The organism is Pseudomonas alkylphenolica (genome assembly GCF_000746525.1).
Taxonomy (GTDB): domain Bacteria; phylum Pseudomonadota; class Gammaproteobacteria; order Pseudomonadales; family Pseudomonadaceae; genus Aquipseudomonas; species Aquipseudomonas alkylphenolica.
In genome coordinates, this window is the sequence record NZ_CP009048.1 from 54925 (window position 1) to 77477 (window position 22553).

Annotated in this window: 20 protein-coding genes; 9 read left to right on the forward strand and 11 right to left on the reverse strand. The window is 59.2% G+C overall.

The window, feature by feature from the left end; translation table 11 throughout:
• The first annotated feature begins 13 nt into the window (after positions 1–13).
• Positions 14–1636, forward strand: coding sequence for an MFS transporter (locus PSAKL28_RS00220; RefSeq protein ID WP_038605104.1), 1623 nt, complete (start codon positions 14–16; stop codon positions 1634–1636).
• 239 nt (positions 1637–1875) lie between these two features.
• Here the strand turns inward: PSAKL28_RS00220 and PSAKL28_RS00225 are convergent, their stop codons facing one another.
• The 4 genes from PSAKL28_RS00225 to glyQ form a co-directional block, all read right to left on the reverse strand.
• Entirely contained in the window at positions 1876–2646 is a 771-nt protein-coding gene (locus PSAKL28_RS00225; protein WP_038605107.1) for a lysophospholipid acyltransferase family protein, read from the reverse strand.
• Between the two features lie 61 nt (positions 2647–2707).
• Positions 2708–3241: a D-glycero-beta-D-manno-heptose 1,7-bisphosphate 7-phosphatase gene (gene gmhB / locus PSAKL28_RS00230; protein WP_038605109.1), complete on the reverse strand. Its 534-nt coding sequence runs from the start codon at positions 3239–3241 to the stop codon at positions 2708–2710.
• A 3-nt stretch (positions 3242–3244) separates the two neighbouring features.
• A complete protein-coding gene (gene glyS, locus PSAKL28_RS00235; RefSeq protein ID WP_038605112.1) occupies positions 3245–5299 on the reverse strand; it encodes a glycine--tRNA ligase subunit beta in 2055 nt (684 codons plus the stop codon).
• Positions 5296–6243, reverse strand: coding sequence for a glycine--tRNA ligase subunit alpha (glyQ, locus tag PSAKL28_RS00240; protein ID WP_038605114.1), 948 nt, complete (start codon positions 6241–6243; stop codon positions 5296–5298). The genes glyS and glyQ overlap by 4 nt, the downstream gene beginning before the upstream one ends.
• 82 nt (positions 6244–6325) lie before the next feature.
• Between glyQ and PSAKL28_RS00245 the strand changes: the two genes are divergently transcribed.
• Both PSAKL28_RS00245 and PSAKL28_RS00250 read left to right on the forward strand, forming a co-directional pair.
• The gene (locus PSAKL28_RS00245) at positions 6326–6877 is read left to right on the forward strand and encodes a DNA-3-methyladenine glycosylase I (protein WP_038605117.1); all 552 of its coding nucleotides are present in this window, start codon (positions 6326–6328) and stop codon (positions 6875–6877) included.
• A gap of 39 nt (positions 6878–6916) precedes the next feature.
• Positions 6917–7804, forward strand: coding sequence for a lysophospholipid acyltransferase (locus tag PSAKL28_RS00250; RefSeq protein WP_038605120.1), 888 nt, complete (start codon positions 6917–6919; stop codon positions 7802–7804).
• A gap of 78 nt (positions 7805–7882) precedes the next feature.
• Here PSAKL28_RS00250 and PSAKL28_RS00255 read toward each other — a convergent pair whose 3' ends face one another.
• From PSAKL28_RS00255 to def, 5 genes are read right to left on the reverse strand one after another with little or no spacing between them, the layout of a single operon-like run.
• On the reverse strand, positions 7883–8194 hold the full coding sequence (locus PSAKL28_RS00255) for a hypothetical protein (protein ID WP_038605123.1): 312 nt from the start codon (positions 8192–8194) through the stop codon (positions 7883–7885).
• An 11-nt stretch (positions 8195–8205) separates the two neighbouring features.
• Positions 8206–9579 carry a Trk system potassium transporter TrkA gene (trkA, locus tag PSAKL28_RS00260; protein WP_038605126.1) on the reverse strand — a complete coding sequence of 458 codons (1374 nt, stop codon included), beginning with the start codon at positions 9577–9579 and terminating at the stop codon, positions 8206–8208.
• 19 nt (positions 9580–9598) lie between these two features.
• A complete protein-coding gene (rsmB, locus tag PSAKL28_RS00265) occupies positions 9599–10909 on the reverse strand; it encodes a 16S rRNA (cytosine(967)-C(5))-methyltransferase RsmB (protein ID WP_038605129.1) in 1311 nt (436 codons plus the stop codon).
• Positions 10906–11838, reverse strand: coding sequence for a methionyl-tRNA formyltransferase (gene fmt / locus PSAKL28_RS00270; RefSeq protein WP_038605131.1), 933 nt, complete (start codon positions 11836–11838; stop codon positions 10906–10908). The genes rsmB and fmt overlap by 4 nt, the downstream gene beginning before the upstream one ends.
• Before the next feature lie 57 nt (positions 11839–11895).
• Positions 11896–12402 carry a peptide deformylase gene (gene def / locus PSAKL28_RS00275; RefSeq protein WP_038605133.1) on the reverse strand — a complete coding sequence of 169 codons (507 nt, stop codon included), beginning with the start codon at positions 12400–12402 and terminating at the stop codon, positions 11896–11898.
• Positions 12403–12621: 219 nt separating this feature from the next.
• On the opposite strand from def, the gene dprA reads away from it, so the two are divergent.
• Both dprA and tsaC read left to right on the forward strand, forming a co-directional pair.
• Complete coding sequence (gene dprA / locus PSAKL28_RS00280; protein ID WP_038605136.1) at positions 12622–13728, forward strand: DNA-processing protein DprA; 1107 nt, start codon at positions 12622–12624, stop codon at positions 13726–13728.
• A 37-nt stretch (positions 13729–13765) separates the two neighbouring features.
• Positions 13766–14323 (forward strand): L-threonylcarbamoyladenylate synthase type 1 TsaC, encoded by a 558-nt coding sequence (tsaC, locus tag PSAKL28_RS00285; RefSeq protein WP_038605138.1) that lies wholly within the window; start codon positions 13766–13768, stop codon positions 14321–14323.
• Between the two features lie 59 nt (positions 14324–14382).
• On the opposite strand, the gene PSAKL28_RS00290 is transcribed toward tsaC, so the two are convergent.
• Complete coding sequence (locus tag PSAKL28_RS00290) at positions 14383–15360, reverse strand: NADPH:quinone reductase (protein WP_038605141.1); 978 nt, start codon at positions 15358–15360, stop codon at positions 14383–14385.
• A gap of 130 nt (positions 15361–15490) precedes the next feature.
• Between PSAKL28_RS00290 and hemF the strand changes: the two genes are divergently transcribed.
• From hemF to PSAKL28_RS00305, 4 genes are all read left to right on the forward strand, one after another.
• Positions 15491–16417, forward strand: coding sequence for an oxygen-dependent coproporphyrinogen oxidase (gene hemF / locus PSAKL28_RS00295; protein ID WP_038605143.1), 927 nt, complete (start codon positions 15491–15493; stop codon positions 16415–16417).
• A 55-nt stretch (positions 16418–16472) separates the two neighbouring features.
• The gene (gene aroE / locus PSAKL28_RS00300; RefSeq protein ID WP_038605145.1) at positions 16473–17297 is read left to right on the forward strand and encodes a shikimate dehydrogenase; all 825 of its coding nucleotides are present in this window, start codon (positions 16473–16475) and stop codon (positions 17295–17297) included.
• 555 nt (positions 17298–17852) lie between these two features.
• Positions 17853–18353, forward strand: coding sequence for an Hcp family type VI secretion system effector (locus PSAKL28_RS26615; protein WP_075226412.1), 501 nt, complete (start codon positions 17853–17855; stop codon positions 18351–18353).
• Positions 18325–19044 carry a DUF4225 domain-containing protein gene (locus PSAKL28_RS00305; RefSeq protein ID WP_038605148.1) on the forward strand — a complete coding sequence of 240 codons (720 nt, stop codon included), beginning with the start codon at positions 18325–18327 and terminating at the stop codon, positions 19042–19044. The genes PSAKL28_RS26615 and PSAKL28_RS00305 overlap by 29 nt, the downstream gene beginning before the upstream one ends.
• Positions 19045–20924: 1880 nt before the next feature.
• On the opposite strand, the gene PSAKL28_RS00325 is transcribed toward PSAKL28_RS00305, so the two are convergent.
• The gene (locus PSAKL28_RS00325) at positions 20925–22496 is read right to left on the reverse strand and encodes a SulP family inorganic anion transporter (protein WP_038605157.1); all 1572 of its coding nucleotides are present in this window, start codon (positions 22494–22496) and stop codon (positions 20925–20927) included.
• Between the last annotated feature and the right edge of the window lie 57 nt (positions 22497–22553).

Sequence of the window (22553 nt, forward strand, 5' to 3'; positions counted from 1 at the left end):
GAGGACAGCAACGATGTCGGATTACATTCAGGAGCAAGGCGCGGCGACGGTCAGCAACAGTCGCCGTGAAGAGCGCAAGATCATTTTCGCGTCATCCCTCGGGACAGTGTTCGAGTGGTATGACTTTTTTCTCTATGGGGCACTGGCCGCCGTCATCAGCAAGCAGTTCTTTGCCGGCGTGAACGACACCACTGCCTTTATCTTCGCCTTGATGGCGTTTGCCGCGGGCTTCCTGGTAAGGCCGTTCGGGGCACTGGTGTTCGGTCGTCTGGGGGATATGATCGGCCGCAAGTACACCTTCCTGGTGACCATCGTGCTGATGGGCCTGTCGACCTTTGCGGTCGGCCTGCTACCGACCTACGCCAGTATCGGCATCGCCGCACCGATCATTCTGGTGATCCTGCGCATGCTTCAGGGCCTGGCGCTGGGTGGCGAGTATGGCGGCGCTGCAACCTATGTGGCTGAGCATGCGCCACCGGGCAAGCGTGGTTTCCACACCGGCTTTATCCAGTCGACAGCGACCCTCGGTTTGCTGCTGTCGCTGCTGGTGGTGTTGGGCAGCCGCTACATCAGTGGTGATCAGTTCGAAGTCTGGGGCTGGCGCTTGCCGTTCCTGCTGTCGATCGTACTGCTGGCGATTTCCACCTGGATTCGTATGAGCATGCACGAATCGCCAGCCTTCGTGAAAATGAAGGCCCAGGGCAAAACCAGTAAAGCGCCGATTCGTGAGTCCTTCGGTTCCTGGGCCAACCTCAAGATCGTGCTCACTGCCCTGTTCAGCATCAACGCAGGGCAGGCGGTGACCTTCTACACCGCGCAGTTCTACGTGCTGTTCTTCCTCACCCAGATGCTCAAGATGGACCCGGCCCAGGCCAATACCCTGCTGATTATCAGTGTGGTGATCGGCGCGCCGTTCTTCGTGTTCTTTGGCTGGCTGTCGGACCGTATCGGACGCAAGCCGATCCTGATGCTCGGCCTGTTGCTGGCTACCCTGCTCTACTTCCCGCTGTTCAAAGCCCTGAGCCATTACGCCAACCCGCAGATCGATGCTGCCAGCCGCCAATCGCCGATTGTGGTCATGGCCGATCCACAAAGCTGCACCTTCCAGTTCGACCCGGTCGGTAAAGCGCGTTTTGACAGTCCATGCGACAAGGCCAAGACCTTCCTGGTCAAGCAGGGCCTGCCCTACAGCTCTGAATCCGCCGCTGCCGGTAGCGAAGTGGTGGTGACCGTCGGCGACCAGCGCATCAACGGTTTCGATGAAGTGGCGCTGCGGGCTGCGATCGAAAAAGCGGGTTACCCGGCCAAGGCGGATCCTGCCAGTGTCAACGAAACCATGGTGGTGGTGCTGATCGTGGCGATGATCCTGATTGCGACCATGACCTACGGCCCGCTGGCGGCGGTGATGGTCGAGCTGTTCCCGACCCGGATCCGCTACACCTCGATGTCGCTGCCTTATCACATTGGCAACGGCTGGTTCGGTGGCTTCCTGCCGACGGTGTCGTTCGCTCTGGTGGTGTACACCGGCGATATCTTCTATGGGCTGTGGTATCCGGTGTTGATCACTGGGGTCAGCCTGGTGGTCGGGCTGTTTTGCCTGAAAGAAACCCGCGATGTGAATATCGACAAGGTCTGAAAGCTGTTAGCTGGGGATAACTGGCTGTGGCAGCGGGCTTGCCCCGCGATGCGATGTGACTGATGCATCGCCATCGCGGGGCAAGCCCGCTCCCACCTAGCCGGTTTTTTTATGCCGCGGAAAAACTTATGCACGATTTCAGGAAAACAGTCATACACAGAAATAAGTAAGTAAATTAATCACTTAGCGAATTTTTCAGCGAAAGATCCAAATACTGTACACAAGTTATCCACAGATCGTCAGGCAACGCCTTGCGCGGCGTTCGGGGCTTGTGCCGGCAACGAACCCAGGTCGCGTTGGGTCTGTTCGTTCCAGGCCGCTGCCCGGTCGTTGAGCTCGGCAATCGCGCGAGGGCCAGTGCCTTCAGCGTACATCGGCGCACCGATCACTACTTCAATGGTGCCAGCCCGCTTGTTCCAACCCTGCTTGGGCCAGAACTTGCCGGCGTTGTGGGCAATCGGCAGGACAGGCAAGCCGGCATTCACCGCCAGAGCGGTGCCACCGCGGGAGAATTTGCCGATCTGGCCGAACGGCACACGGGTGCCTTCTGGGAAGATCAGCACCCAGACGCCGTCCTTGAGCAGCTTGTCGCCTTCGCTGGCAACTTGCTTGAGCGCAGCCTTCGGGTTGTCGCGGTCAATCGCGATCGGCCGCAGCATGGCCATGGCCCAGCCGAAGAACGGCACGTACAACAGTTCACGTTTGAGTACCTGGCTCAACGGCGAAAAATACGCCGAGAGGAAGAACGTCTCCCAGGTGCTCTGGTGATTGGAGAGGATCACACAGGGCTGCTTGGGAATGTTCTCAGCCCCGCTGACCTTGACCTTGATGTTCAGGAACACCCGCACCAACACCAGCGCGAAACGGCACCAGTAGACATTGATGAAGCGATAACGGGCGCTGAATGGCAGAAACGGCGCAATAAAAAAGCTCAGGGTGCACCACAGCAAAGAGCTGGTACCCAGTAGCAGGTAAAAAAGAAAAATTCTGATCGCCTGCAGGATCGACATAGCGGCATGTACCGTTGCGGGCTTGCCCGCCTAGTAAAAGTGCGCCTGGTTCGCAGACGCCCTATTTGTGGATAAGTTCTCTGGCGATGGCTGCCAGATCATCGAAAATCAACGTGCCTTCGGGAATTCCCTTGCTCAGGGTTTTCTCGCCTTTTCCGGTTTTTACCAGAATCGGTTGAGCATCGACGGTCAATGCGGCTTCCAGGTCACCCTTACTATCACCGACAAACCACAACCCGGCCAGATCTGCCTGGTAATGCGCGGCAATGGTTCGCAGCATGCCCGGCTTGGGCTTGCGGCAGTCGCAGCCTTCATCCGGACCGTGAGGGCAACAGACGATCAGGCCAACCTCGCCACCCTGCTCGGCCACCAGCATGCGCAGGCGCTCATGCATGGCCTCGAGGGTTGCCAGATCGTAGTAGCCGCGAGCGATGCCGGACTGGTTGGTGGCGACCGCCACCGTCCAGCCGGCTTTGCTCAACTGCGCGATCGCATCGATCGACCCGGGGATGGGGATCCACTCGTCCAGCGACTTGATGTAGGCGTCGGAGTCCTGGTTGATCACCCCGTCCCGATCGAGAATCAGCAGCTTCAAGACTTACCCCAGCAGCGAAATGTCGGCCACGCCCAGGAACAGACCGCGCAGGCGGCTGAGCAAGGCATAGCGGTTGGCCCGCACTTTGGCGTCGTCGGCGTTGACCATCACCGCCTCGAAGAAGGCGTCGACCGGTTCACGCAGGGCAGCCAGACGTGCCAGCGACTCGCTGTACTGACGCGCAGCGGCCATCGGTTGCACCGCCTGGTCGGCTTGCTGGATCGCCGAGTACAGGGAGAACTCGTTGGCATTGTCGAAGTACTTCGGCTCGACCGTGGTCGCCACCGCGCCTTCGGCCTTGCTCAGCAGGTTCGACACGCGCTTGTTCACCGCGGCCAGGGCAGCGGCTTCAGGCAGCTGACGGAAGGCCTGTACGGCCTGTACGCGCTGGTCGAAGTCGAGAGCCGAACCAGGCTTGAGGGCACGTACCGACAGGTAAGTGGCAACGTCGATGCCTTCGTCTTCGTAACGGGCACGCAGACGGTCGAAGACGAACTCCAGCACCTGGTCAGCCAGGCCGGCGGCTTTGACCTTGCTGCCGAACTGGCTGACAGCGAAGTTCACCGCTTCGTTCAGGTCCAGGTCCAGCTGCTTCTCGATCAGGATCCGCAGCACGCCCAGCGCTGCACGACGCAGGGCATAGGGGTCTTTGCTGCCGGTTGGCAGCATGCCGATACCGAAGATACCGACCAGGGTGTCGAGCTTGTCGGCGATGGCCACGGCCGCACCGGTCAGGGTCGACGGCAGTTCGGCACCGGCACCGCGCGGCATGTACTGCTCGTTCAGGGCCAGGGCGACGTCTTCCGGTTCGCCATCGTTGAGGGCGTAGTAGTAGCCGGCAACACCCTGCATCTCAGGGAATTCACCGACCATCTCGGTGGCCAGGTCGCACTTGGACAGCAGGCCGGCACGGGCTGCGCGCTGAGCATCGCCGCCAATGCGCTGGGCAATGAATGCGGCCAGCTTGGCAACGCGCTCGGCCTTGTCGAAGACGCTGCCCAGCTGAGCCTGGAACACCACGTTCTTGAGGCGTTCGTTGAAGCTTTCCAGCGGCTGCTTCTTGTCTTGCTTGAAGAAGAACTCGGCGTCGGTCAGGCGTGGGCGCACGACCTTCTCGTTACCTTCGACGATCTGCTTGGGATCGCGGCTTTCAACGTTGGCGACGGTGATGAAGCGCGGCAGCAGCTTGCCGTCGACGTCCAGCAGGCAGAAGTACTTCTGGTTGTCCTGCATGGTGGTGATCAGGGCTTCTTGCGGCACTTCGAGGAAACGCTCCTCGAACGAGCAGACCAGCGGCACTGGCCACTCGACCAGCGCGGTCACTTCATCGAGCAGCGCCGGCGGCACGATGGCGGTGCCTTCCTGCTGCATGGCGAGTTCGGCGGTACGCTTGCTGATCAGCTCGCGGCGCTCGGCAAAATCGGCCAGCACGTAGGCTTTGCGCAGGTCTTCCAGGTAGTTCGCCGGGGCGCTGATGCGCACGTCTTCCGGGTGGTGGAAGCGGTGACCACGGGAATCACGACCGGCCTTCTGGGCGAGGATGGTGCAGTCGACGACGTCGTCGCCCAGCAGCATCACCAGCCATTGGGTCGGACGCACGAACTCTTCCTTGCGCGCACCCCAACGCATGCGTTTCGGGATCGGCAGGTCGTTCAGCGAGTCTTCGACGATGGTTGGCAGCAGGCTGGCGGTGGCCTTGCCCGGGATGTGCTGGGAGAAGCGCAGCTTGGCACCGCTCTGATCGATTTCCGCCAGCTCTACACCGCACTTCTTGGCGAAGCCGAGGGCAGCCTGGGTCGGGTTGCCTTCAGCGTCGAAGGCGGCCTGACGGGGCGGGCCGTCGACGTTGATGCTGCGGTCCGGCTGCTGGGTGTCCAGTTGACGGATCAGCACGGCCAGACGGCGTGGCGCAGCGTAGACCTGCTTGCCGGTGTAGTTCAGGCCAGCGGCCTGCAGGCCTTTCTCGATACCGGCGAGAAAGGCGTCAGCCAGGGCGCTCAGGGCCTTGGGCGGCAGTTCTTCGGTGCCCAGTTCAACCAGGAAATCTTGAGCACTCATTGTGCAGCCTCCAGCTTGGCCAATGCTTCATCACGCAATTCAGGGGACGCCATCGGGAAGCCCAGCTTGGCGCGGGCTTGCAGATAGCTTTGCGCCACGGCCCGGGCCAGGGTGCGTACGCGCAGGATGTACTGCTGACGTGCGGTCACCGAGATGGCGCGGCGGGCGTCGAGCAGGTTGAAGGTGTGGGAGGCCTTGAGGACCATTTCATAGGTCGGCAGTGGCAGTTCCAGCTCGATCAGGCGATTGGCTTCGCTTTCGTAGAAGTCGAACAGTTCGAACAGCTTCTCGACGTTGGCGTGTTCGAAGTTGTAGGTCGACTGTTCCACTTCGTTCTGGTGGAACACGTCGCCGTAGGTCACCTTGCCGAACGGACCGTCGGTCCAGACCAGGTCGTAGACCGAGTCGACGCCCTGCAGGTACATGGCCAGACGCTCCAGGCCATAGGTGATTTCACCGGTAACCGGCATGCACTCGATACCGCCCACTTGCTGGAAGTAGGTGAACTGGGTGACTTCCATGCCGTTGAGCCAGATTTCCCAACCCAGACCCCAGGCACCGAGGGTCGGCGACTCCCAGTTGTCTTCGACGAAACGGATGTCGTGCACCAGCGGGTCAAGGCCGATGGCCTTCAGCGAGCCCAGGTACAGCTCCTGGAAGTTCGCCGGGTTTGGCTTGAGCACCACCTGGAACTGGTAGTAGTGCTGCAGGCGGTTGGGGTTTTCGCCATAGCGACCGTCAGCCGGGCGACGGCTCGGCTGTACGTAGGCGGCGTTCCAGATTTCCGGGCCGACGGCGCGCAGGAACGTGGCGGTATGGAAAGTGCCGGCGCCTACTTCCATATCGTAGGGCTGAAGCACCACACAACCTTGCTCGGCCCAGTAGTTCTGCAGGGCGAGGATCAAGTCTTGGAAGGTACGCACGGCTGGCGTAGGCTGGCTCACGAAATTCACCTGTTTCTAGGGCTGCGAATATAAAGAGCGGGAGTATAACCCGATTCGCCCACGCCTCTACCCTTGGAGCCTTATGCCACGTTGCTTTTGGTGTACCGACGATCCGCTTTACCAGGCGTACCACGATCAGGAATGGGGCACGCCGCAGCGTGAGCCGGGGCAATTGTTCGAAATGTTGTTGCTCGAAGGCTTCCAGGCGGGGCTGTCGTGGATCACCGTGCTGAAAAAGCGCGAACGTTACCGTGAGGTGTTGTTCGGCTTCGACCCGCAGCGCCTGGCGCAGATGAGCGATGAAGAAATCGAGGAACGCATGCTCGATCCCGGGATCATCCGCAACCGCCTCAAACTCAATGCCGCGCGGCGCAATTCCAAGGCCTGGCTGGCTTTGGAGAACCCTGCGGAGTGGCTGTGGTCGTTTGTCGGCGGTGTGCCGAAGATCAATCATTTCAGCCAGCGCAGTGACGTTCCGGCGGTGACCGATGAAGCCAAGGCGATGAGCAAGGCCCTGCAGAAAGCCGGCTTCACTTTTGTCGGCCCGACCATCTGCTATGCCTTCATGCAGGCCACCGGCATGGTCATGGACCACACCACCGATTGTGATCGCTACGCCGCTCTGCTGCGCTGAGGGGTACAATGGCCGGCTTGCAGAAAGAGGAACCAGCCTGTGGATAAATTCAAGGGCGCCTTGATGGTCGGGGCGTTGCGATTGTTTGCCAAGCTCCCTTGGGGCGCGGTACAGCGGGTCGGCGCGGCCATCGGCTGGCTCATGTGGAAGGTGCCGAACAGCTCGCGCGAAGTGGTGCGCATCAACCTGGCCAAGTGTTTTCCGGAGATGGACCCGGTTGCCCGTGAGCAACTGGTCGGCCAGACCCTGATGGACATCGGCAAGTCCTTTACCGAAAGCGCCTGCGCCTGGATCTGGCCGGCCCAGCGTTCACTGGACCTGGTGCGCGAAGTCGAAGGCCTGGAAGTGCTGCAGGCCGCCCTGGCCTCAGGCAAAGGCGTGGTCGGCATCACCAGCCACCTGGGCAACTGGGAAGTGCTCAACCACTTCTATTGCAACCAGTGCAAACCGATCATTTTCTACCGCCCGCCCAAGCTCAAGGCGGTCGACGACCTATTGCGCGAACAGCGCGTGCAGTTGGGTAACCGCGTGGCCGCTTCCACCAAAGAAGGCATTCTGAGCATCATCAAGGAAGTGCGTAGAGGCGGTCAGGTCGGTATTCCGGCAGACCCGGAGCCGGCCGAATCGGCGGGAATCTTCGTGCCGTTCTTCGCCACCAAGGCGCTGACCAGCAAATTTGTGCCGAACATGCTCGCTGGCGGCAAGGCAGTCGGGGTGTTTCTGCATGCCTTGCGCCTGCCCGACGGTTCCGGGTTCAAGGTGATTCTGGAAGCGGCACCCGAGGCGATGTACAGCGAAGACACCGAAACCTCGGCGGCGGCCATGAGCCAGGTGGTCGAGCGCTATGTGCGGGCTTATCCGAGCCAGTACATGTGGAGCATGAAGCGCTTCAAGAAGCGTCCGCCGGGAGAGGCGCGCTGGTACTGAAAATGCTGATCGCGGGGCAAGCCCGCTCCCACAGGGATTGTGTATAACTCTGTGGGAGCGGGCTTGCCCCGCGATGGTTTAACCTGCTTTATCCAGCTTCTTGAGAAACACCGTCATCTCTTTCTCGGCCTGCTTGTCACCATGGGCCCTGGCTGCTTCCAGCCCTTGCTCCCAGGCCAGGCGTGCCGCCGCTTTATCGCCCTGTAGCTGATGGGCCTTGCCCAACAGCTTCCACGCCGCCGAATACTTTGGATCGAACTCGACGCAGCGCTGCAGATGAACAGCCGCTTCGGCGCCGTTGCCTTCATCCAGCCAGGCCTTGCCCAGGCCGAAGCGCAACAGAGCATTATCCACACCCTTGGCCAGCATCTTTTCCAGTGATTCACGCATGTTCTGCTCCTTCAGAAGAAGCTCAACCCTACATGGAACAGCTTCTCGACGTCACGGATGTACTTTTTATCCACAACGAAGAGGATCACATGGTCACCCGCTTCGATCACCGTGTCGTCGTGGGCGATCAGCACTTCTTCGTCGCGAATGATCGCGCCGATGGTGGTGCCGGGTGGCAGGGCAATATCTTCAATGGCTTTGCCAATCACTTTGCTCGACTTGGAGTCACCGTGAGCGATGGCCTCAATGGCCTCCGCCGCACCACGGCGCAGTGAGTGCACGCTGACGATGTCGCCGCGGCGCACGTGGGCGAGCAAGGTGCCGATGGTGGCCAGCTGTGGGCTGATGGCGATATCGATATCGCCACCCTGGACCAGGTCGACGTAGGCCGGGTTGTTGATGATGGTCATCACCTTGCGCGCGCCCAAGCGTTTGGCCAGCAGCGAGGACATGATGTTGGCCTCGTCATCGTTGGTCAGGGCCAGGAAGATGTCGGCTTCGGCGATGTTCTCTTCGAGCATCAGGTCGCGGTCCGAGGCGCTGCCTTGCAACACCACGGTGCTGTCCAGGGTATCGGAGAGGTAGCGGCAGCGCGCTGGGTTCATCTCGATGATCTTCACCTGGTAGCGGCTTTCGATCGCCTCGGCCAGGCGCTCGCCAATTTGCCCGCCACCGGCGATGACCACACGTTTGTTGGTCTCATCGATACGCCGCAGTTCCCCCATCACCGCGCGGATGTGGGCTTTGGCAGCGATGAAGAACACCTCGTCGTCGGCCTCGATCACCGTATCGCCCTGGGGCAGGATCGGCCGGTCACGGCGGAAGATCGCTGCCACGCGGGTGTCGACGTTGGGCATGTGCTCACGGATCTGGCGCAGTTGCTGGCCGACCAGCGGACCGCCGTAGTAGGCCTTGACCGCCACCAGCTGGGCCTTGCCTTCGGCGAAGTCGATGACCTGCAGGGCACCGGGATGCTCGATCAGGCGCTTGATGTAGTGGGTTACCACCTGCTCGGGGCTGATCAGCACGTCGACGGGGATGGCGTCGTTGTCGAACAGGCCGGCGCGGGTCAGGTAGGCCGACTCACGCACCCGGGCGATTTTCGTCGGGGTGTGGAACAGGGTGTAGGCGACCTGGCAGGCGACCATGTTGGTTTCGTCGCTGTTGGTCACCGCCACCAGCATGTCGGCGTCGTCGGCGCCGGCCTGGCGCAGCACGGTAGGGAACGAGGCGCGGCCCTGGACGGTACGGATGTCCAGGCGGTCGCCGAGGTCGCGCAGGCGCTCGCCATCGGTATCGACCACGGTAATGTCGTTGGCTTCGCTGGCCAGGTGCTCGGCCAGCGTACCGCCGACCTGCCCTGCGCCCAGGATGATGATCTTCATCCGCTCTTCCCTTCTCTTGTTATCCGCGCGCGGCGGCGATTTTGATCAGCTTGGCATAGTAGAAGCCGTCGTGTCCGCCTTCCTCGGCCAGCAACTGGCGGCCATGGGGCTGGCGCAGGCCGGCCTGGGTCGCAAGGTCCAGCTCGCGGGCACCCGGCGTGCGGGCGAGGAAGGCCTCGATCACTTCGGTGTTTTCCGTCGGCAGGGTCGAACAGGTGGCATACAGCAGGATGCCGCCGACCTCCAGGGTTGGCCACAGGGCATCGAGCAGTTCACCCTGCAGGGCGGCGAGGGCCGGGATATCGTCGGCCTGACGGGTCATCTTGATATCGGGATGACGGCGAATCACCCCGGTGGCCGAGCAAGGTGCATCGAGCAGGATGCGCTGGAAACCCTTGCCGTCCCACCAGCTGGCGGTGTCGCGGGCATCACAGGCAATCAACTGGGCATCCAGGCCCAGACGGTCGAGGTTTTCCCGGACCCGGGTCAGGCGCTTGGCTTCGAGGTCGATCGCGACCACGGACTCCAATTTTGCTTCGGCTTCTAGCAGGTGGCAGGTCTTGCCGCCAGGCGCGCAGCAGGCGTCGAGCACGCGCTGGCCGGGGGCGAGATCAAGTAGGTCGGCAGCCAGCTGCGCGGCTTCGTCCTGAACACTGATCCAGCCCTGGTCGAACCCCGGCAGACCACGCACATCGCAGGCCTGGGCGAGGAGGATGCCATCGACGCTGTACTGACAGGCGCTGGCTTCCAGCCCTGCTTCGCGCAACAGCTCCAGATAGGCTTCGCGGCTGTGATGACGACGGTTGACCCGCAGGATCATCGGCGGATGGGCATTGTTGGCGGCGCAGATGGCTTCCCACTGTTCTGGCCAGAACGCCTTGAGCGACTTCTGCAACCAGCGCGGGTGGGCAGTGCGCACCACCGGATCACGCTCCAGCTCGGCAAGGATCTCACTGCTCTCGCGTTGCGCGCGGCGCAGTACGGCATTGAGCAGAGCCTTGGCCCAGGGCTTTTTCAGCTTTTCGGCACAGCCTACGGTTTCACCGATGGCGGCATGGGCCGGGACGCGGGTGTAGAGCAGTTGATACAGGCCGACCAGCAGCAAGGCTTCAACATCGGCGTCGGCCTTCTTGAACGGCTTTTGCAACAGACGCTCGGCCAGGGCCGAGAGCCGTGGCTGCCAGCGTGCTGTGCCAAACGCCAGGTCCTGGGTCAGGCCACGGTCACGTACTTCGACCTTGTCCAGTTGCGCGGGCAGCGAACTGTTCAGTGAGGCCTTGCCGCTGAGTACTGCCGCCAGGGCGCGGGCGGCTGCCAGACGTGGATTCATTGACCGAGCACCGTGCCGCTGGAGAATTTCTCGCGACGACTGTTGAACAGATCGCTGAAGTTCAGCGCTTTGCCACCCGGCAATTGCAGGCGGGTCAGGCACAGGGCCTGTTCACCGCAGGCGACGACCAGGCCGTCTTTGCTGGCGCCGAGGATTTCACCTGGCGCACCGCTGCCTGTGGATAAGCTGGCAGCGAGTACTTTCACTGCTTCACCGTTGAGGGTGCTGTGACAGATCGGCCAGGGATTGAAGGCGCGAATCAGACGCTCCAGCTCAACCGCTGGACGGCTCCAGTCCAGGCGCGCTTCGTCTTTGTTCAGCTTGTGGGCATAGGTGGCCAGGCTGTCGTCCTGGATTTCACCCTGCAGTGTGCCAGCGGCCAGCCCGGCCACGGCTTCAAGCACGGCTGGCGGGCCCATTTCGGCCAGGCGGTCGTGCAGCGTGCCGCCGGTATCAGTGGCGCTGATCGGGGTGCTGACCTTGAGCAGCATCGGGCCGGTATCCAGACCGGCCTCCATGCGCATCACGGTCACACCGCTTTCATTGTCGCCGGCTTCGACCGCGCGCTGGATCGGCGCGGCACCGCGCCAGCGTGGCAGCAGCGAGGCGTGGCTGTTGATGCAGCCCAGGCGCGGAATATCCAGCACCGCTTGCGGCAGGATCAGGCCATAGGCGACCACCACCATCAGGTCCGGCTTGAGGGCCGCCAATTCAGCTTGAGCGTCAGCATTGCGCAGGGTCGGCGGTTGCAGGACCTGGATACCGTTATCCACAGCCAGTTGCTTGACCGCGCTGGGCATCAGTTTTTGCCCGCGCCCGGCCGGGCGGTCCGGTTGGGTGTAGACGGCCACCACTTCATAAGGGCTGTCGATCAAGGCCTTGAGGTGTTCGGCGGCAAACTCAGGGGTGCCTGCAAAGACAATGCGCATGGAGTTCTCGCTTAAAAAGAAAAAGGCTTGCCGGAGCAAGCCTTTGGAAAGAGGAGATCAAGCTTGCTGGCGATGCTGCTTTTCCAGCTTCTTCTTGATCCGGTCACGTTTGAGCGTCGACAGGTAATCGACGAACAACTTGCCGTTGAGGTGATCGCATTCGTGTTGGATGCACACCGCCAGCAGGCCTTCGGCAATCAGCTCGTAGGGCTTGCCATCGCGATCCAGCGCCTTGACCTTGACCCGCACCGGGCGGTCGACGTTCTCGTAGAAGCCGGGTACCGACAGGCAGCCTTCCTGGTACTGGTCCATTTCGTCGGTCAGCATCTCGAGCTCGGGGTTGATGAACACCCGCGGCTCGCTGCGATCTTCGCTCAGGTCCATGACCACGATGCGTTTGTGCACGTTGATCTGGGTTGCCGCCAGGCCGATGCCCGGGGCTTCGTACATGGTTTCAAACATGTCATCGATCAACTGGCGAACGCCGTCATCGACTTCGGTCACCGGTTTGGCGATGGTGCGAAGACGCGGGTCCGGGAATTCGAGGATGTTCAGAATGGCCATAAGCGTATGAGCTGCACTGTGCGATGAATTACAAACATGAGTACACATAATAAAGGGATTCGGCGCATTCGGCACCTGGCAAAGGTCAGCTAAGGTTTCAGGCAGCCCCCAGGCATGCCACCAAGGGACATTTTTCAACCGGTTGTCAAAGTATTATCAACAGAGTTATCCACAGCTTGTGCAGGGTCCATTCAATTCGTTCGATCAAGGATGATCGTTATGCCAGATCCAGCTTACCGGGCGTGCTCCCCCGCCGAACTCGAGGCGCGTTTGCGCCTGCATCGTTTGCCCGGGCTCGGTCCGCAACGATTTCACGCGCTCCTGCAGGCGTTCGGCAGCGCATCGGCGGCGCTCAGTGCCCCGGCCAGTGCTTGGGGCTCGCTGGGCCTCCCCGGGGTGAGCGCCGAGGCCCGGCGCAGCCATGAAGTACGCGAAGGCGCAGCGGCTGCATTGGCCTGGCTAGAGCGGCGCGACCAGCATTTACTGATGTGGGACGACCCCACCTACCCCGCTTTACTGGCTGAAGTGGATAGTGCTCCGCCCCTGCTGTTCGTGGCCGGTAACCCGGCGTTGCTGGAGAAACCGCAACTGGCGATTATCGGCAGTCGCCGCGCATCGCGTCCGGCGCTGGACACCGCCGGGGCCTTTTCCCGACACCTGGCGCGGGGTGGATTTGTCATTACCAGCGGCCTGGCCCTGGGGGTCGACGGTGCCGCTCATCAGGCTGCCCTGGATGTCGGAGGACAGACGATCGGGGTGCTGGGTACCGGGTTGCAGAAATTTTATCCACAACGGCATCGGGCGCTGGCTGCGGCGATGATCGAGCAAGGCAGTGCCGTGGTTTCCGAGTTTCCTCTCGATGCAGGGCCGGTGGCGGGTAACTTTCCCCGGCGCAATCGCATCATCAGTGGCCTGTCGCTGGGAGTGCTGGTGGTCGAGGCGAGCCTGGCCAGTGGCTCGCTGATCACCGCACGGCTGGCGGCTGAGCAAGGGCGGGAGGTCTATGCCATTCCGGGTTCGATTCATCATCCGGGGTCCAAAGGCTGTCACCAGTTGATTCGTGATGGTGCCTTGCTGGTGGAAAACGTCGAGCAGATTGTCGAGACTCTGCAGGGATGGCAGCGTCTGCCACCGGTGCAGGGTGGCGAAGCTGCCGGCAGCCGGCATGTGCTTGAAGATTTGCTGCTGGCGGCGCCACAAACCAGCGAAGCGCTAGCCAATAGCAGCGGTTGGCCGCTGCCCAGGGTACTGGCGGCATTGACCGAGCTTGAAGTGGCCGGACGGGTTTGTAATGAAGCTGGACGTTGGTTTGCCCGGCCTGCCTAAGTACACTGCTGGTTAGCCTTTATGCGGAGTAAGTTCAATGGTGAGCAGTTGGCGTGTGCAACAAGCCGCGCGTGAAATTCGGGCCGGTGCGGTGATTGCCTACCCAACCGAGGCCGTTTGGGGCCTGGGCTGTGATCCCTGGAACGAGGAAGCGGTGGATCGCCTGCTGGCGATCAAGTCGCGCTCGGTCGACAAGGGTTTGATCCTGATCGCCGACAATATCCGCCAGTTCGACTTCCTGTTTGAGGATTTCCCTGAAATCTGGCTCGACCGTATGGGCAGCACCTGGCCTGGTCCGAACACCTGGCTGGTGCCGCACCAGAACATGTTGCCGGAGTGGATTACCGGGGTTCATGACACCGTAGCCCTGCGGGTCAGCGACCATCCGGTGGTGCGTGAGCTGTGCTCACTGGTCGGGCCGCTGGTTTCGACTTCGGCCAACCCACAAGGGCGTCCGGCGGCGAAATCACGCTTGCGCGTCGAGCAGTACTTCCGCGGGCAGCTGGATCTGGTCCTGGGGGGTGCACTGGGTGGGCGGCGTAACCCGAGTGTGATCCGTGACCTGGTGACCGGGGAAGTGGTTCGGGCGGGGTAAGCCTTATCGCGGGGCAAGCCCGCTCCCACACTGTGGGAGCGGGCTTGCCCCGCGAAAAATCAAGGCAACAACACCGTCGACCCAACCGTGCGCCGCGCAGACAACTCGGTCTGCGCCTTGGCCGCCTCACTCAGCGGATAGCGCTGCTGGATATCCACCGTCAGCTTGCCGCTGGCGATCATCGCGAACAGGTCATCGGCCATCGCCTGGGTGTTTTCGGCATTGTTGGCGTAGCTTGCCAGGGTCGGCCGGGTGACATACAGCGAGCCTTTCTGCGCCAGAATACCCAGATTCACCCCGCTGACTGCGCCCGAGGCGTTACCGAAGCTGACCATCAGGCCGCGCGGCGCCAGGCAATCCAGTGAAGTCAGCCAGGTGTCCTGGCCAACGCCGTCGTAGACCACCGGGCACTTTTTGCCGTCAGTCAGTTCCAGCACGCGTTGGGCCACATCCTCATGGCTGTAGTCGATGGTCGCCCAGGCCCCCAGCGCTTTGGCGCGCTCGGCTTTTTCCGCCGAACTCACGGTACCGATCAATTTGGCCCCCAGGGCCTTGGCCCATTGGCAGGCCAGTGAGCCAACACCACCGGCAGCGGCGTGGAACAGAAGGGTATCGCCCGGTTGCACGGCGTAGGTCTGTTTGAGCAGGTATTGCACGGTCAGGCCCTTGAGCATGACCGCCGCGGCCTGTTCGAAGCTGATGGCGTCGGGCAGTTTGACCAGATTGGCTTCGGGCAGTACATGCACTTCGCTGTAGGCACCCAGCGGGCCACCGGCATAGGCGACACGGTCGCCGACCTTGAGCCGGGTGACCTGAGCACCGACCGCCTCGACTACCCCAGCACCTTCCGTGCCCAGCCCCGAAGGCAGTGCAGGCGGCGCATACAGGCCGCTGCGAAAGTACGTGTCGATAAAGTTCAGGCCGATGGCCTGGTTGCGTACACGGACCTGCTGCGGACCGGGTGCGGCAGGTTCGAAATCGACCAGTTGCAGGACCTCCGGGCCCCCATGCTGGCTGAACTGGATACGCTTGGCCATCTGCACTCTCCTGTCGGGTTCGCAAAACCCCTATCGGACGCCTTTGCTTGATCGCCGTCAACTGCGGCCAGCCAGCCGCCGGTGGTATGCTACGCGCCGAATTTGCTCATGCCCGCTTCCAGGTGATCTGATGACTAGCCGCACCGAGGCCGTGAAAGCCTACCTGCTCGACTTGCAAGACCGTATTTGTGCCGCCCTCGAAACCGAAGACGGCGGTGCCCGCTTTGTCGAAGACGCCTGGACGCGTGAAGCCGGCGGTGGTGGACGGACCCGGGTGATCGGTGAAGGCAAGGTCATCGAAAAGGGCGGCGTGAACTTCTCCCACGTCTTCGGCAGCGGCCTGCCGCCTTCGGCCAGCGCCCATCGGCCGGAGCTGGCCGGGCGTGGTTTCGAGGCCCTGGGGGTATCGCTGGTTATCCACCCGCATAACCCGCATGTACCGACCTCGCACGCCAATGTGCGTTTCTTCATCGCCGAGAAAGAAGGCGAAGAAGCGGTCTGGTGGTTCGGCGGCGGTTTCGACCTGACCCCCTACTACGGCAACGAAGAAGACTGCCTGCACTGGCATCAGGTGGCCGAGCGCGCCTGTGCGCCGTTCGGTGCCGACGTCTACCCGCGTTACAAGGCCTGGTGCGACCGTTACTTCCACCTCAAGCATCGCGGCGAGCCACGCGGTATTGGCGGGCTGTTCTTCGATGACCTGAACGAGTGGGACTTCGACACCTGCTTCGCGTTCATGCGCGCCATCGGCGATGCCTACATCGAGGCCTACCTGCCGATCGTCCAGCGCCGCAAGGCCATGGCCTACACGGCCGAGCAGCGGGAGTTCCAGGAATACCGTCGCGGCCGCTATGTCGAGTTCAACCTGGTCTATGACCGTGGCACCCTGTTCGGCCTGCAATCGGGCGGGCGTACTGAATCGATCCTGATGTCGCTGCCACCGCAAGTGCGTTGGGGGTACGATTGGAAAGCCGCACCAGGCAGCGAAGAAGCGCGCCTGACCGAGTATTTCCTCCAGGACCGTGACTGGCTAGGCGAAGCCAAGGCCAGTCACTGAGCCGTTGTGGATAACTTTTCCGGCCCTGCCCGACCTTGACCCAGGAACCGCGTGAATGGACCAGTACGTTGTATTCGGCAACCCGATCGGCCACAGCAAATCGCCGCTGATCCACCGCCTGTTCGCCGACCAGACCGGCCAGCAACTGGAGTACAGCACCTTGCTGGCGCCGCTGGACGATTTCAGCATGTGTGCCCAGGGCTTCTTCAAGCAGGGCCTGGGCGCCAACGTCACTGTGCCGTTCAAGGAAGAGGCCTATCGCCTGGTCGACAGCCTGACGCCACGGGCTAAGCGCGCAGGCGCGGTAAACACCCTGAGCAAGCTGGCCGATGGCACCTTGCAGGGCGACAACACCGACGGTGCCGGGCTGGTACGTGACCTGACGGTCAATGCCGGTGTGCAACTGGCGGGCAAGCGCATACTCCTGCTCGGCGCGGGTGGCGCCGTGCGTGGCGTGCTGGAGCCGTTGTTGGCGCACAACCCGGCATCGCTGGTGATCGCCAACCGCACGGTGGAAAAGGCCGAACAGTTGGCCCGTGAATTCGCCGACCTGGGCCCGGTGGCTGCCAGTGGTTTCAGCTGGCTGCAAGAGCCGGTTGACCTGATCATCAACGCCACTTCCGCCAGCCTTGCCGGTGAATTGCCGCCGATTTCCGCCAGCTTGATCGAGCCGGGTAAAACCGTGTGCTACGACATGATGTACGGCAAAGAGCCGACGCCTTTCTGCCGCTGGGCCAGTGAGCACAAGGCCGCCAAGGTGCTCGACGGGCTGGGCATGCTCGCCGAACAGGCCGCCGAAGCCTTCTTCATCTGGCGTGGTATTCGTCCAGACACGGCGCCTGTACTCGATGAGTTGCGTCGGCAGTTGGCACGCAATTAATCGACCCGCGTAGCTGTTCAGTGTTGATGAACTGCTCTTCCTCGGCAATTTGCTGTTGGTAGAACGTAATTTTTGCGGGGGATTGCAGTTTTCCTGAGTAGCGCTCGACAGCGTTGATACTGTCACGCAATGACCTGATTCGAGCTTCTGCCTTAGCAATAGTCCAGCACCCTCCAGTGTCGTCGACGGTCGAATTCGCGTTTGCTATCTGCCCTGCCCACAGGAGCAGAAAACACAGCAAACAGGATGAGATACCCCAATGACGCTCCATGGTTGACTCCCCTCGACAATCGTTGTCCACGGGTAATCGGGCTTCAGGATGAGGCGAATCACCCGACTGCCATAGTCAACTGCACCGACAGAGCGGGCACAACTGGCAAAAATGTCAGGCTGCCGCCTGCCCGACGCAGGCGCCTGGCTTCTTATGTAGCCAGGCCTTTAATCGAGTGGTGGAATCTAAGTTCGAAATATTTTGTATATCGTTTCAGAAGCGTCCTACATTCGGTTGGCTTGATTCGAAATAGACTTCCCACTCTATCTAAAGGAGTGAAACGTATGGCTAATCACAGCTACATGACCATTACCGGGAAAAAACAAGGTTTGATTTCCGCTGGTTGTTCTAGCCAGAACTCTATTGGGAACAAATGTCAAGCTGGCCACGAAGACGAAATCATGGTGCTGGCCTACTCTCATAATATGGCAGGTGGTAATGACGGCAGTACGTCAGGTGGTAGTGGAAAACATATGCCAGTCGTTATTACAAAAAATATTGATAAATCTACACCCTTGTTAGCCAGTGCCCTTCATGAAGGCGAAGAGATCGAGTGTAAAATCAATTTCTATCGCACCTCACCTGTTGGTGGTCACGAAAAGTACTTTACTGTGTTGTTAACCGGTGGGCGTATTGCCAATGTAAGCGTTCAGGTGCCACATGCCATTCTTATGAGGGACGCGCAGCCACAGGAGCTTCTGGCCATCAGGTACCGGGATATTAGCTGGGTACACCACCAGGCAAGCACAAGTGCCTATGCTTCTTGGGGGCACGAAGGTGAATGAGCAGTCATGTGACATTCATGATGTGGCCAAAGCAGGCGCTGACCTGGTTGCATTGGGTTGCACCATAAGTGCTACCAGTTTTGATGATGGTATTGTTCAGCTTCAGTTTGGCTCAGTAATATCTGATTATGTTAACGAAATTATAAGTGATGTTAGTGAAGGTGTAATAAGTGCCTGGGATGGCGTGCAAGAAATCATGGCAGAGTATGCCGAGCTGGCTTCCAAGGCGGCTTTTTATGCTCAGAATGGCATCGGGGTCGTAGCAGGTGTGATGCAGATTGAAGTCGGAGTTGCGATTACAGGGTCATCAGCCGGTTTTGCAGCACCAGTAGGTGGAGCTTTTATCGCTCACGGCGTTAATAATATTTATGAAGGGGGGATGAATATTTACCAAGGTCCGAATGTTGAAGCGGCAAGGGGGCCAGTTAGACGTGTTTATCAAGACTTATTTAAAGATGAATACACAGGGGATATGGTGTATGGAGTATTCGACCTGGGTTTGTCAGCTCTAGGTATGATGCAGCCTTTACGAAAGACGGGTTCAGTGCAGCTTTTCAGGCGGGACCCAATTAATTACGAACCAGCGTATCAGCAGTCCGGAAGATTGGCTTTGTTTTTTGAAGCATTAGTTGATTCGATTACAATTAAATCCATGGTGTCAGAAGAACGAGCTGAAACCATAAATAATTGATGTTTTAGTGAGATTGTTATAATCGCCATGTATTGCGTAACCTGGGGATGTAAAATTTTAAGCCGGCAACGGAAATGGTAACAAACAAAGTAACGCTTGTAACCCAGTATGGAGTTCCTTCTAGAGGGTATAGTTTTGTTATGCCAAACATGATAATGGCTGTGTAGAGCATGGCGCTGGCAATAATTGTTATGCCCAGGCTTACTAAATATCTAATTGTATACATTTCTACAGAGTCCTTTGGATGTGAATGCATAAAAATATTAGATCTAGCTAGGAGTAAATGCAACAAAAGGGTATCAGTAATCTGCTTTGGCCTCAATCGAAAAGCACAAGCTGCGATGCTAGGTGTGACCGTGACGGAATCAGTCTCGCTTTTCAGGTGGAACTTATCTAATTTTGAGTCTGTATATCAGTAAGTCGGTAAATTTGCTTAGTTTTTCAGGGGGTAGCTGAGTAGATTAAAATTGTCTCTATGGTATCAGAGGGAATTTATGAGATTAAAATCAATTGATGCTATAGCTTGATGGGTTTTGCTTGAGAGGTTCTTTGGCAATGTATACGGTTAGATATTTGGTTGGCTTGGGGTTGGCTATTGCCGGTTGCTCTATATTCTACACGGCTCTTATTATGCGGTTCATAATAGAAGTGTTTCCACTAGAAGAGGCGTTATACTGGATCGTATACGGCATTTTATACGTTGTAATTACCGGTTTCGGTTTAATGTTTTACATCCCCAGGCTACGCGATATATGGTAATGAACTGTTTTCGCCTCAATCATAACCACAAGCAGACAGGGTGCAATGCCCTGCGCATCGTCGTGGAAGAGCAGCTTGATGTCCCGATCCTTGGACCGGCAGAGTTAAGCAGTGAATGTGCAGAGACTCAAGGGCAATCATGTCCTTGTGTACTTCGGCTTCAGCACTATGAAGCAAGCCCTTGCTAGCTATTAGAAGTTTAGAAAAAATCGCTTGGAGTGACGATGGCTACCATTTATTACGCAGTCTGGGGATGTAAAACTTTAAGCCGGCAACGGAAATGGCAACGAACAAAATACCGCTTATAACCCAGTATGGCGATTCTTCTAGTGAGAAGAGCTCTGTTATGCACCACATAATAAGCAATGTGTAGAACATAGAGCAGGTGATAATGGTCAATCCCATGCTTATTAAATATCTAACTGTATACATTTCTACAGGGCTCTTAGGGTGTGAACTCAAAAAGTATACTATCTCGCCAGTTGTGCGAAGGAGCGTTCAAGCTGTTTGGCATGACGATGGTTACCATGTGTCGCGTAGTCTTGGGATGTAAAATTTTAAGCCGGCAGCGGTGATGATAACAAACAAAATTCCGCTTATAGTCCAGTAGAGCTGGTCTTCTAGTTCTAGTGAGAATAATTTCCTTATGCCCCACATGATGATCATTGTGTAGCCCGCAGAGCAGCCGATAATAATTAGCCCCAAGCTTATCAAGTATCTAATTGTATACATTTCTACAAATGTCCTTAGGGTGTAAACTCATAAAGTATACTAGCTCGCCAGTTATGCGAAGAAGCGTCCAAGCTGTTTGGCATGACCATGGTTACCAGATGTTGCGTAGTCTGGGGATGTAAAATTTTAATCCGACAATGCTGAGGGTGACAAACAAAATTCCGCTCATAACCCAATAGGTTGTTTCTTCAAGTGGGAATAACGCTGTTATGCCAAGCATAATAAGCATTGTGTAGAACATGGCGCCGGCAATAATAGTCAACCCCATGCTTATTAAATATCTAACTGTATACATTGCTACAGAGTCCTTAGAGTGTAAGCTCATAAAACATACTACACAGCGTGTATTCCCTGTCGCTAGACACAAACGGGCTTGCCCCGCAATAGTGTCACTCTTCGAAGCGGATCGGGCAGTGTGTTACCCCTTCCAACTTATGTAATTCCTCAATTACCTGCGGACGCGCCCGATGTAGCGTCAGGCTGCCGCCTGCCCGACGCAATCGGCGGGCTTCGCGGTGGAGCATGTCGACGCCGGAAAAGTCGATGAAGTTGATCTGCCGGGCATCGATCACCACATCCGGTCCCTGGCAGCGTTGCAAACGCACCTGCAGGTAGTGGCTGGCACCGAAGAAAATCGAACCGCCCACACGCAGCACATCCGTGTCGCCTTCACGCGAGTGCTGAACCCGCGGTCGTGAGGTGCGTTTGAGGTAGAAGAATAGCGAGGCCAGCACCCCGGCGTAGATGGCGGTCTGTAGCTCCAGCAGCAAGGTTGCCGCAGCAGTCAGGGCCATGACCAGAAACTCCGAACGGCTGACTCGGAACAGCGCGCGCATCGCCCGATGATCGATCAGGCCCCAGCAGATCAACAGGATGCTGGCGGCCATCGCCGGGATCGGGATATGTGCAATCAAGCTGGCGCCGGCTACGGCGAACAGCGCGACCCAGAGCGCCGAGAACACCCCGGCCAAGGGTGAGCGGGCACCGGCGTCATAGCTCAACCCGGAGCGGGTGAAGGAACCTGACGACAGGTAACCGGAGAACAGGCTGCCGACCATGTTCGACAGGCCTTGAGCGCGGATTTCCTGATTGGCGTCGATCAACTGCTCTGAACGCGACGATAGCGACCGGGCTATCGACAGGCTGGTAACCAGCCCCAGCATGCCCACCGCCACGGCGCTGGGCAGCAAGCGCAGGATCAGTTCGAAGTCGAGCAGCGGCAATGGGCTCAGGGGCGGCAACTGGCCGGCGAAGCCGGGTACCAATTGCACATGGGCGAATACTCCAGGCAGCAACCAGACCAGCAGACTGGCAATCGTCAGGGTTATCAACAGGCCGGGCCAGCGCGGGCGCAGCAGCTTCAGCGCAACACCCAGCAGCAGCGTACCCAGGCCTAGCACCAGCGAAGGCCAGTCTACTTCTCCTGCGTGTTCCAGCAGGCTTTCCAGGGTCTTCAACGCGGTGGCCTGGTTGGGCAGATCCAGCCCCAACAGGCTCGGCAGTTGTCCCAGGGCGATGACCACTGCGGCGCCGAGGGTAAAGCCCAGTACCACCGAATGAGAGACAAAATTGACCAGTGCGCCGAAACGCAGCATTCCCAGCAACCACTGAAACACTCCGGCGAGGAACGTAAGCAACAGGATCAGGGTGATGTAGTCGTCACTGCCGCTGACAGCCAGGGGGCTGACGCTGGCATAGAGCACAATGGAAATCGCCGCCGTCGGCCCGCAGATCAGGTGCCAGGACGAACCCCAGAGGCAGGCAATCAGCACCGGGACAATCGCTGCATACAAGCCATATTCGGCGGGCAGGCCGGCGATTAATGCGTAGGCGATTGATTGCGGCAATGCAAGGATCGCCCCACTCAGCCCAACCAGCAGATCGCGCCGCACACTGGTGCGGGTTTGCCGGGGCAGCCAGCTGAGAAACGGCAGCAGACGTTGGCGATCTGGCCAGGCCATGGACATGCTCTATCACGAATGGAAGCTGTTCAGGGTGCGATGTCCGGCGTCTGGGTG

Bases quoted from the DNA above. Each gene is read 5' to 3' on its own strand.
- PSAKL28_RS00220 (WP_038605104.1), top strand. From the start codon at position 14: ATGTCGGATTACATTCAGGAGCAAGGCGCGGCGACGGTCAGCAACAGT.
- PSAKL28_RS00225 (WP_038605107.1), bottom strand. From the start codon at position 2,646: ATGTCGATCCTGCAGGCGATCAGAATTTTTCTTTTTTACCTGCTACTG.
- glyS (WP_038605112.1), bottom strand. From the start codon at position 5,299: ATGAGTGCTCAAGATTTCCTGGTTGAACTGGGCACCGAAGAACTGCCG.
- PSAKL28_RS00245 (WP_038605117.1), top strand. From the start codon at position 6,326: ATGCCACGTTGCTTTTGGTGTACCGACGATCCGCTTTACCAGGCGTAC.
- PSAKL28_RS00255 (WP_038605123.1), bottom strand. From the start codon at position 8,194: ATGCGTGAATCACTGGAAAAGATGCTGGCCAAGGGTGTGGATAATGCT.
- trkA (WP_038605126.1), bottom strand. From the start codon at position 9,579: ATGAAGATCATCATCCTGGGCGCAGGGCAGGTCGGCGGTACGCTGGCC.
- rsmB (WP_038605129.1), bottom strand. From the start codon at position 10,909: ATGAATCCACGTCTGGCAGCCGCCCGCGCCCTGGCGGCAGTACTCAGC.
- fmt (WP_038605131.1), bottom strand. From the start codon at position 11,838: ATGCGCATTGTCTTTGCAGGCACCCCTGAGTTTGCCGCCGAACACCTC.
- def (WP_038605133.1), bottom strand. From the start codon at position 12,402: ATGGCCATTCTGAACATCCTCGAATTCCCGGACCCGCGTCTTCGCACC.
- dprA (WP_038605136.1), top strand. From the start codon at position 12,622: ATGCCAGATCCAGCTTACCGGGCGTGCTCCCCCGCCGAACTCGAGGCG.
- tsaC (WP_038605138.1), top strand. From the start codon at position 13,766: ATGGTGAGCAGTTGGCGTGTGCAACAAGCCGCGCGTGAAATTCGGGCC.
- PSAKL28_RS00290 (WP_038605141.1), bottom strand. From the start codon at position 15,360: ATGGCCAAGCGTATCCAGTTCAGCCAGCATGGGGGCCCGGAGGTCCTG.
- hemF (WP_038605143.1), top strand. From the start codon at position 15,491: ATGACTAGCCGCACCGAGGCCGTGAAAGCCTACCTGCTCGACTTGCAA.
- aroE (WP_038605145.1), top strand. From the start codon at position 16,473: ATGGACCAGTACGTTGTATTCGGCAACCCGATCGGCCACAGCAAATCG.
- PSAKL28_RS26615 (WP_075226412.1), top strand. From the start codon at position 17,853: ATGGCTAATCACAGCTACATGACCATTACCGGGAAAAAACAAGGTTTG.
- PSAKL28_RS00305 (WP_038605148.1), top strand. From the start codon at position 18,325: ATGCTTCTTGGGGGCACGAAGGTGAATGAGCAGTCATGTGACATTCAT.
- PSAKL28_RS00325 (WP_038605157.1), bottom strand. From the start codon at position 22,496: ATGGCCTGGCCAGATCGCCAACGTCTGCTGCCGTTTCTCAGCTGGCTG.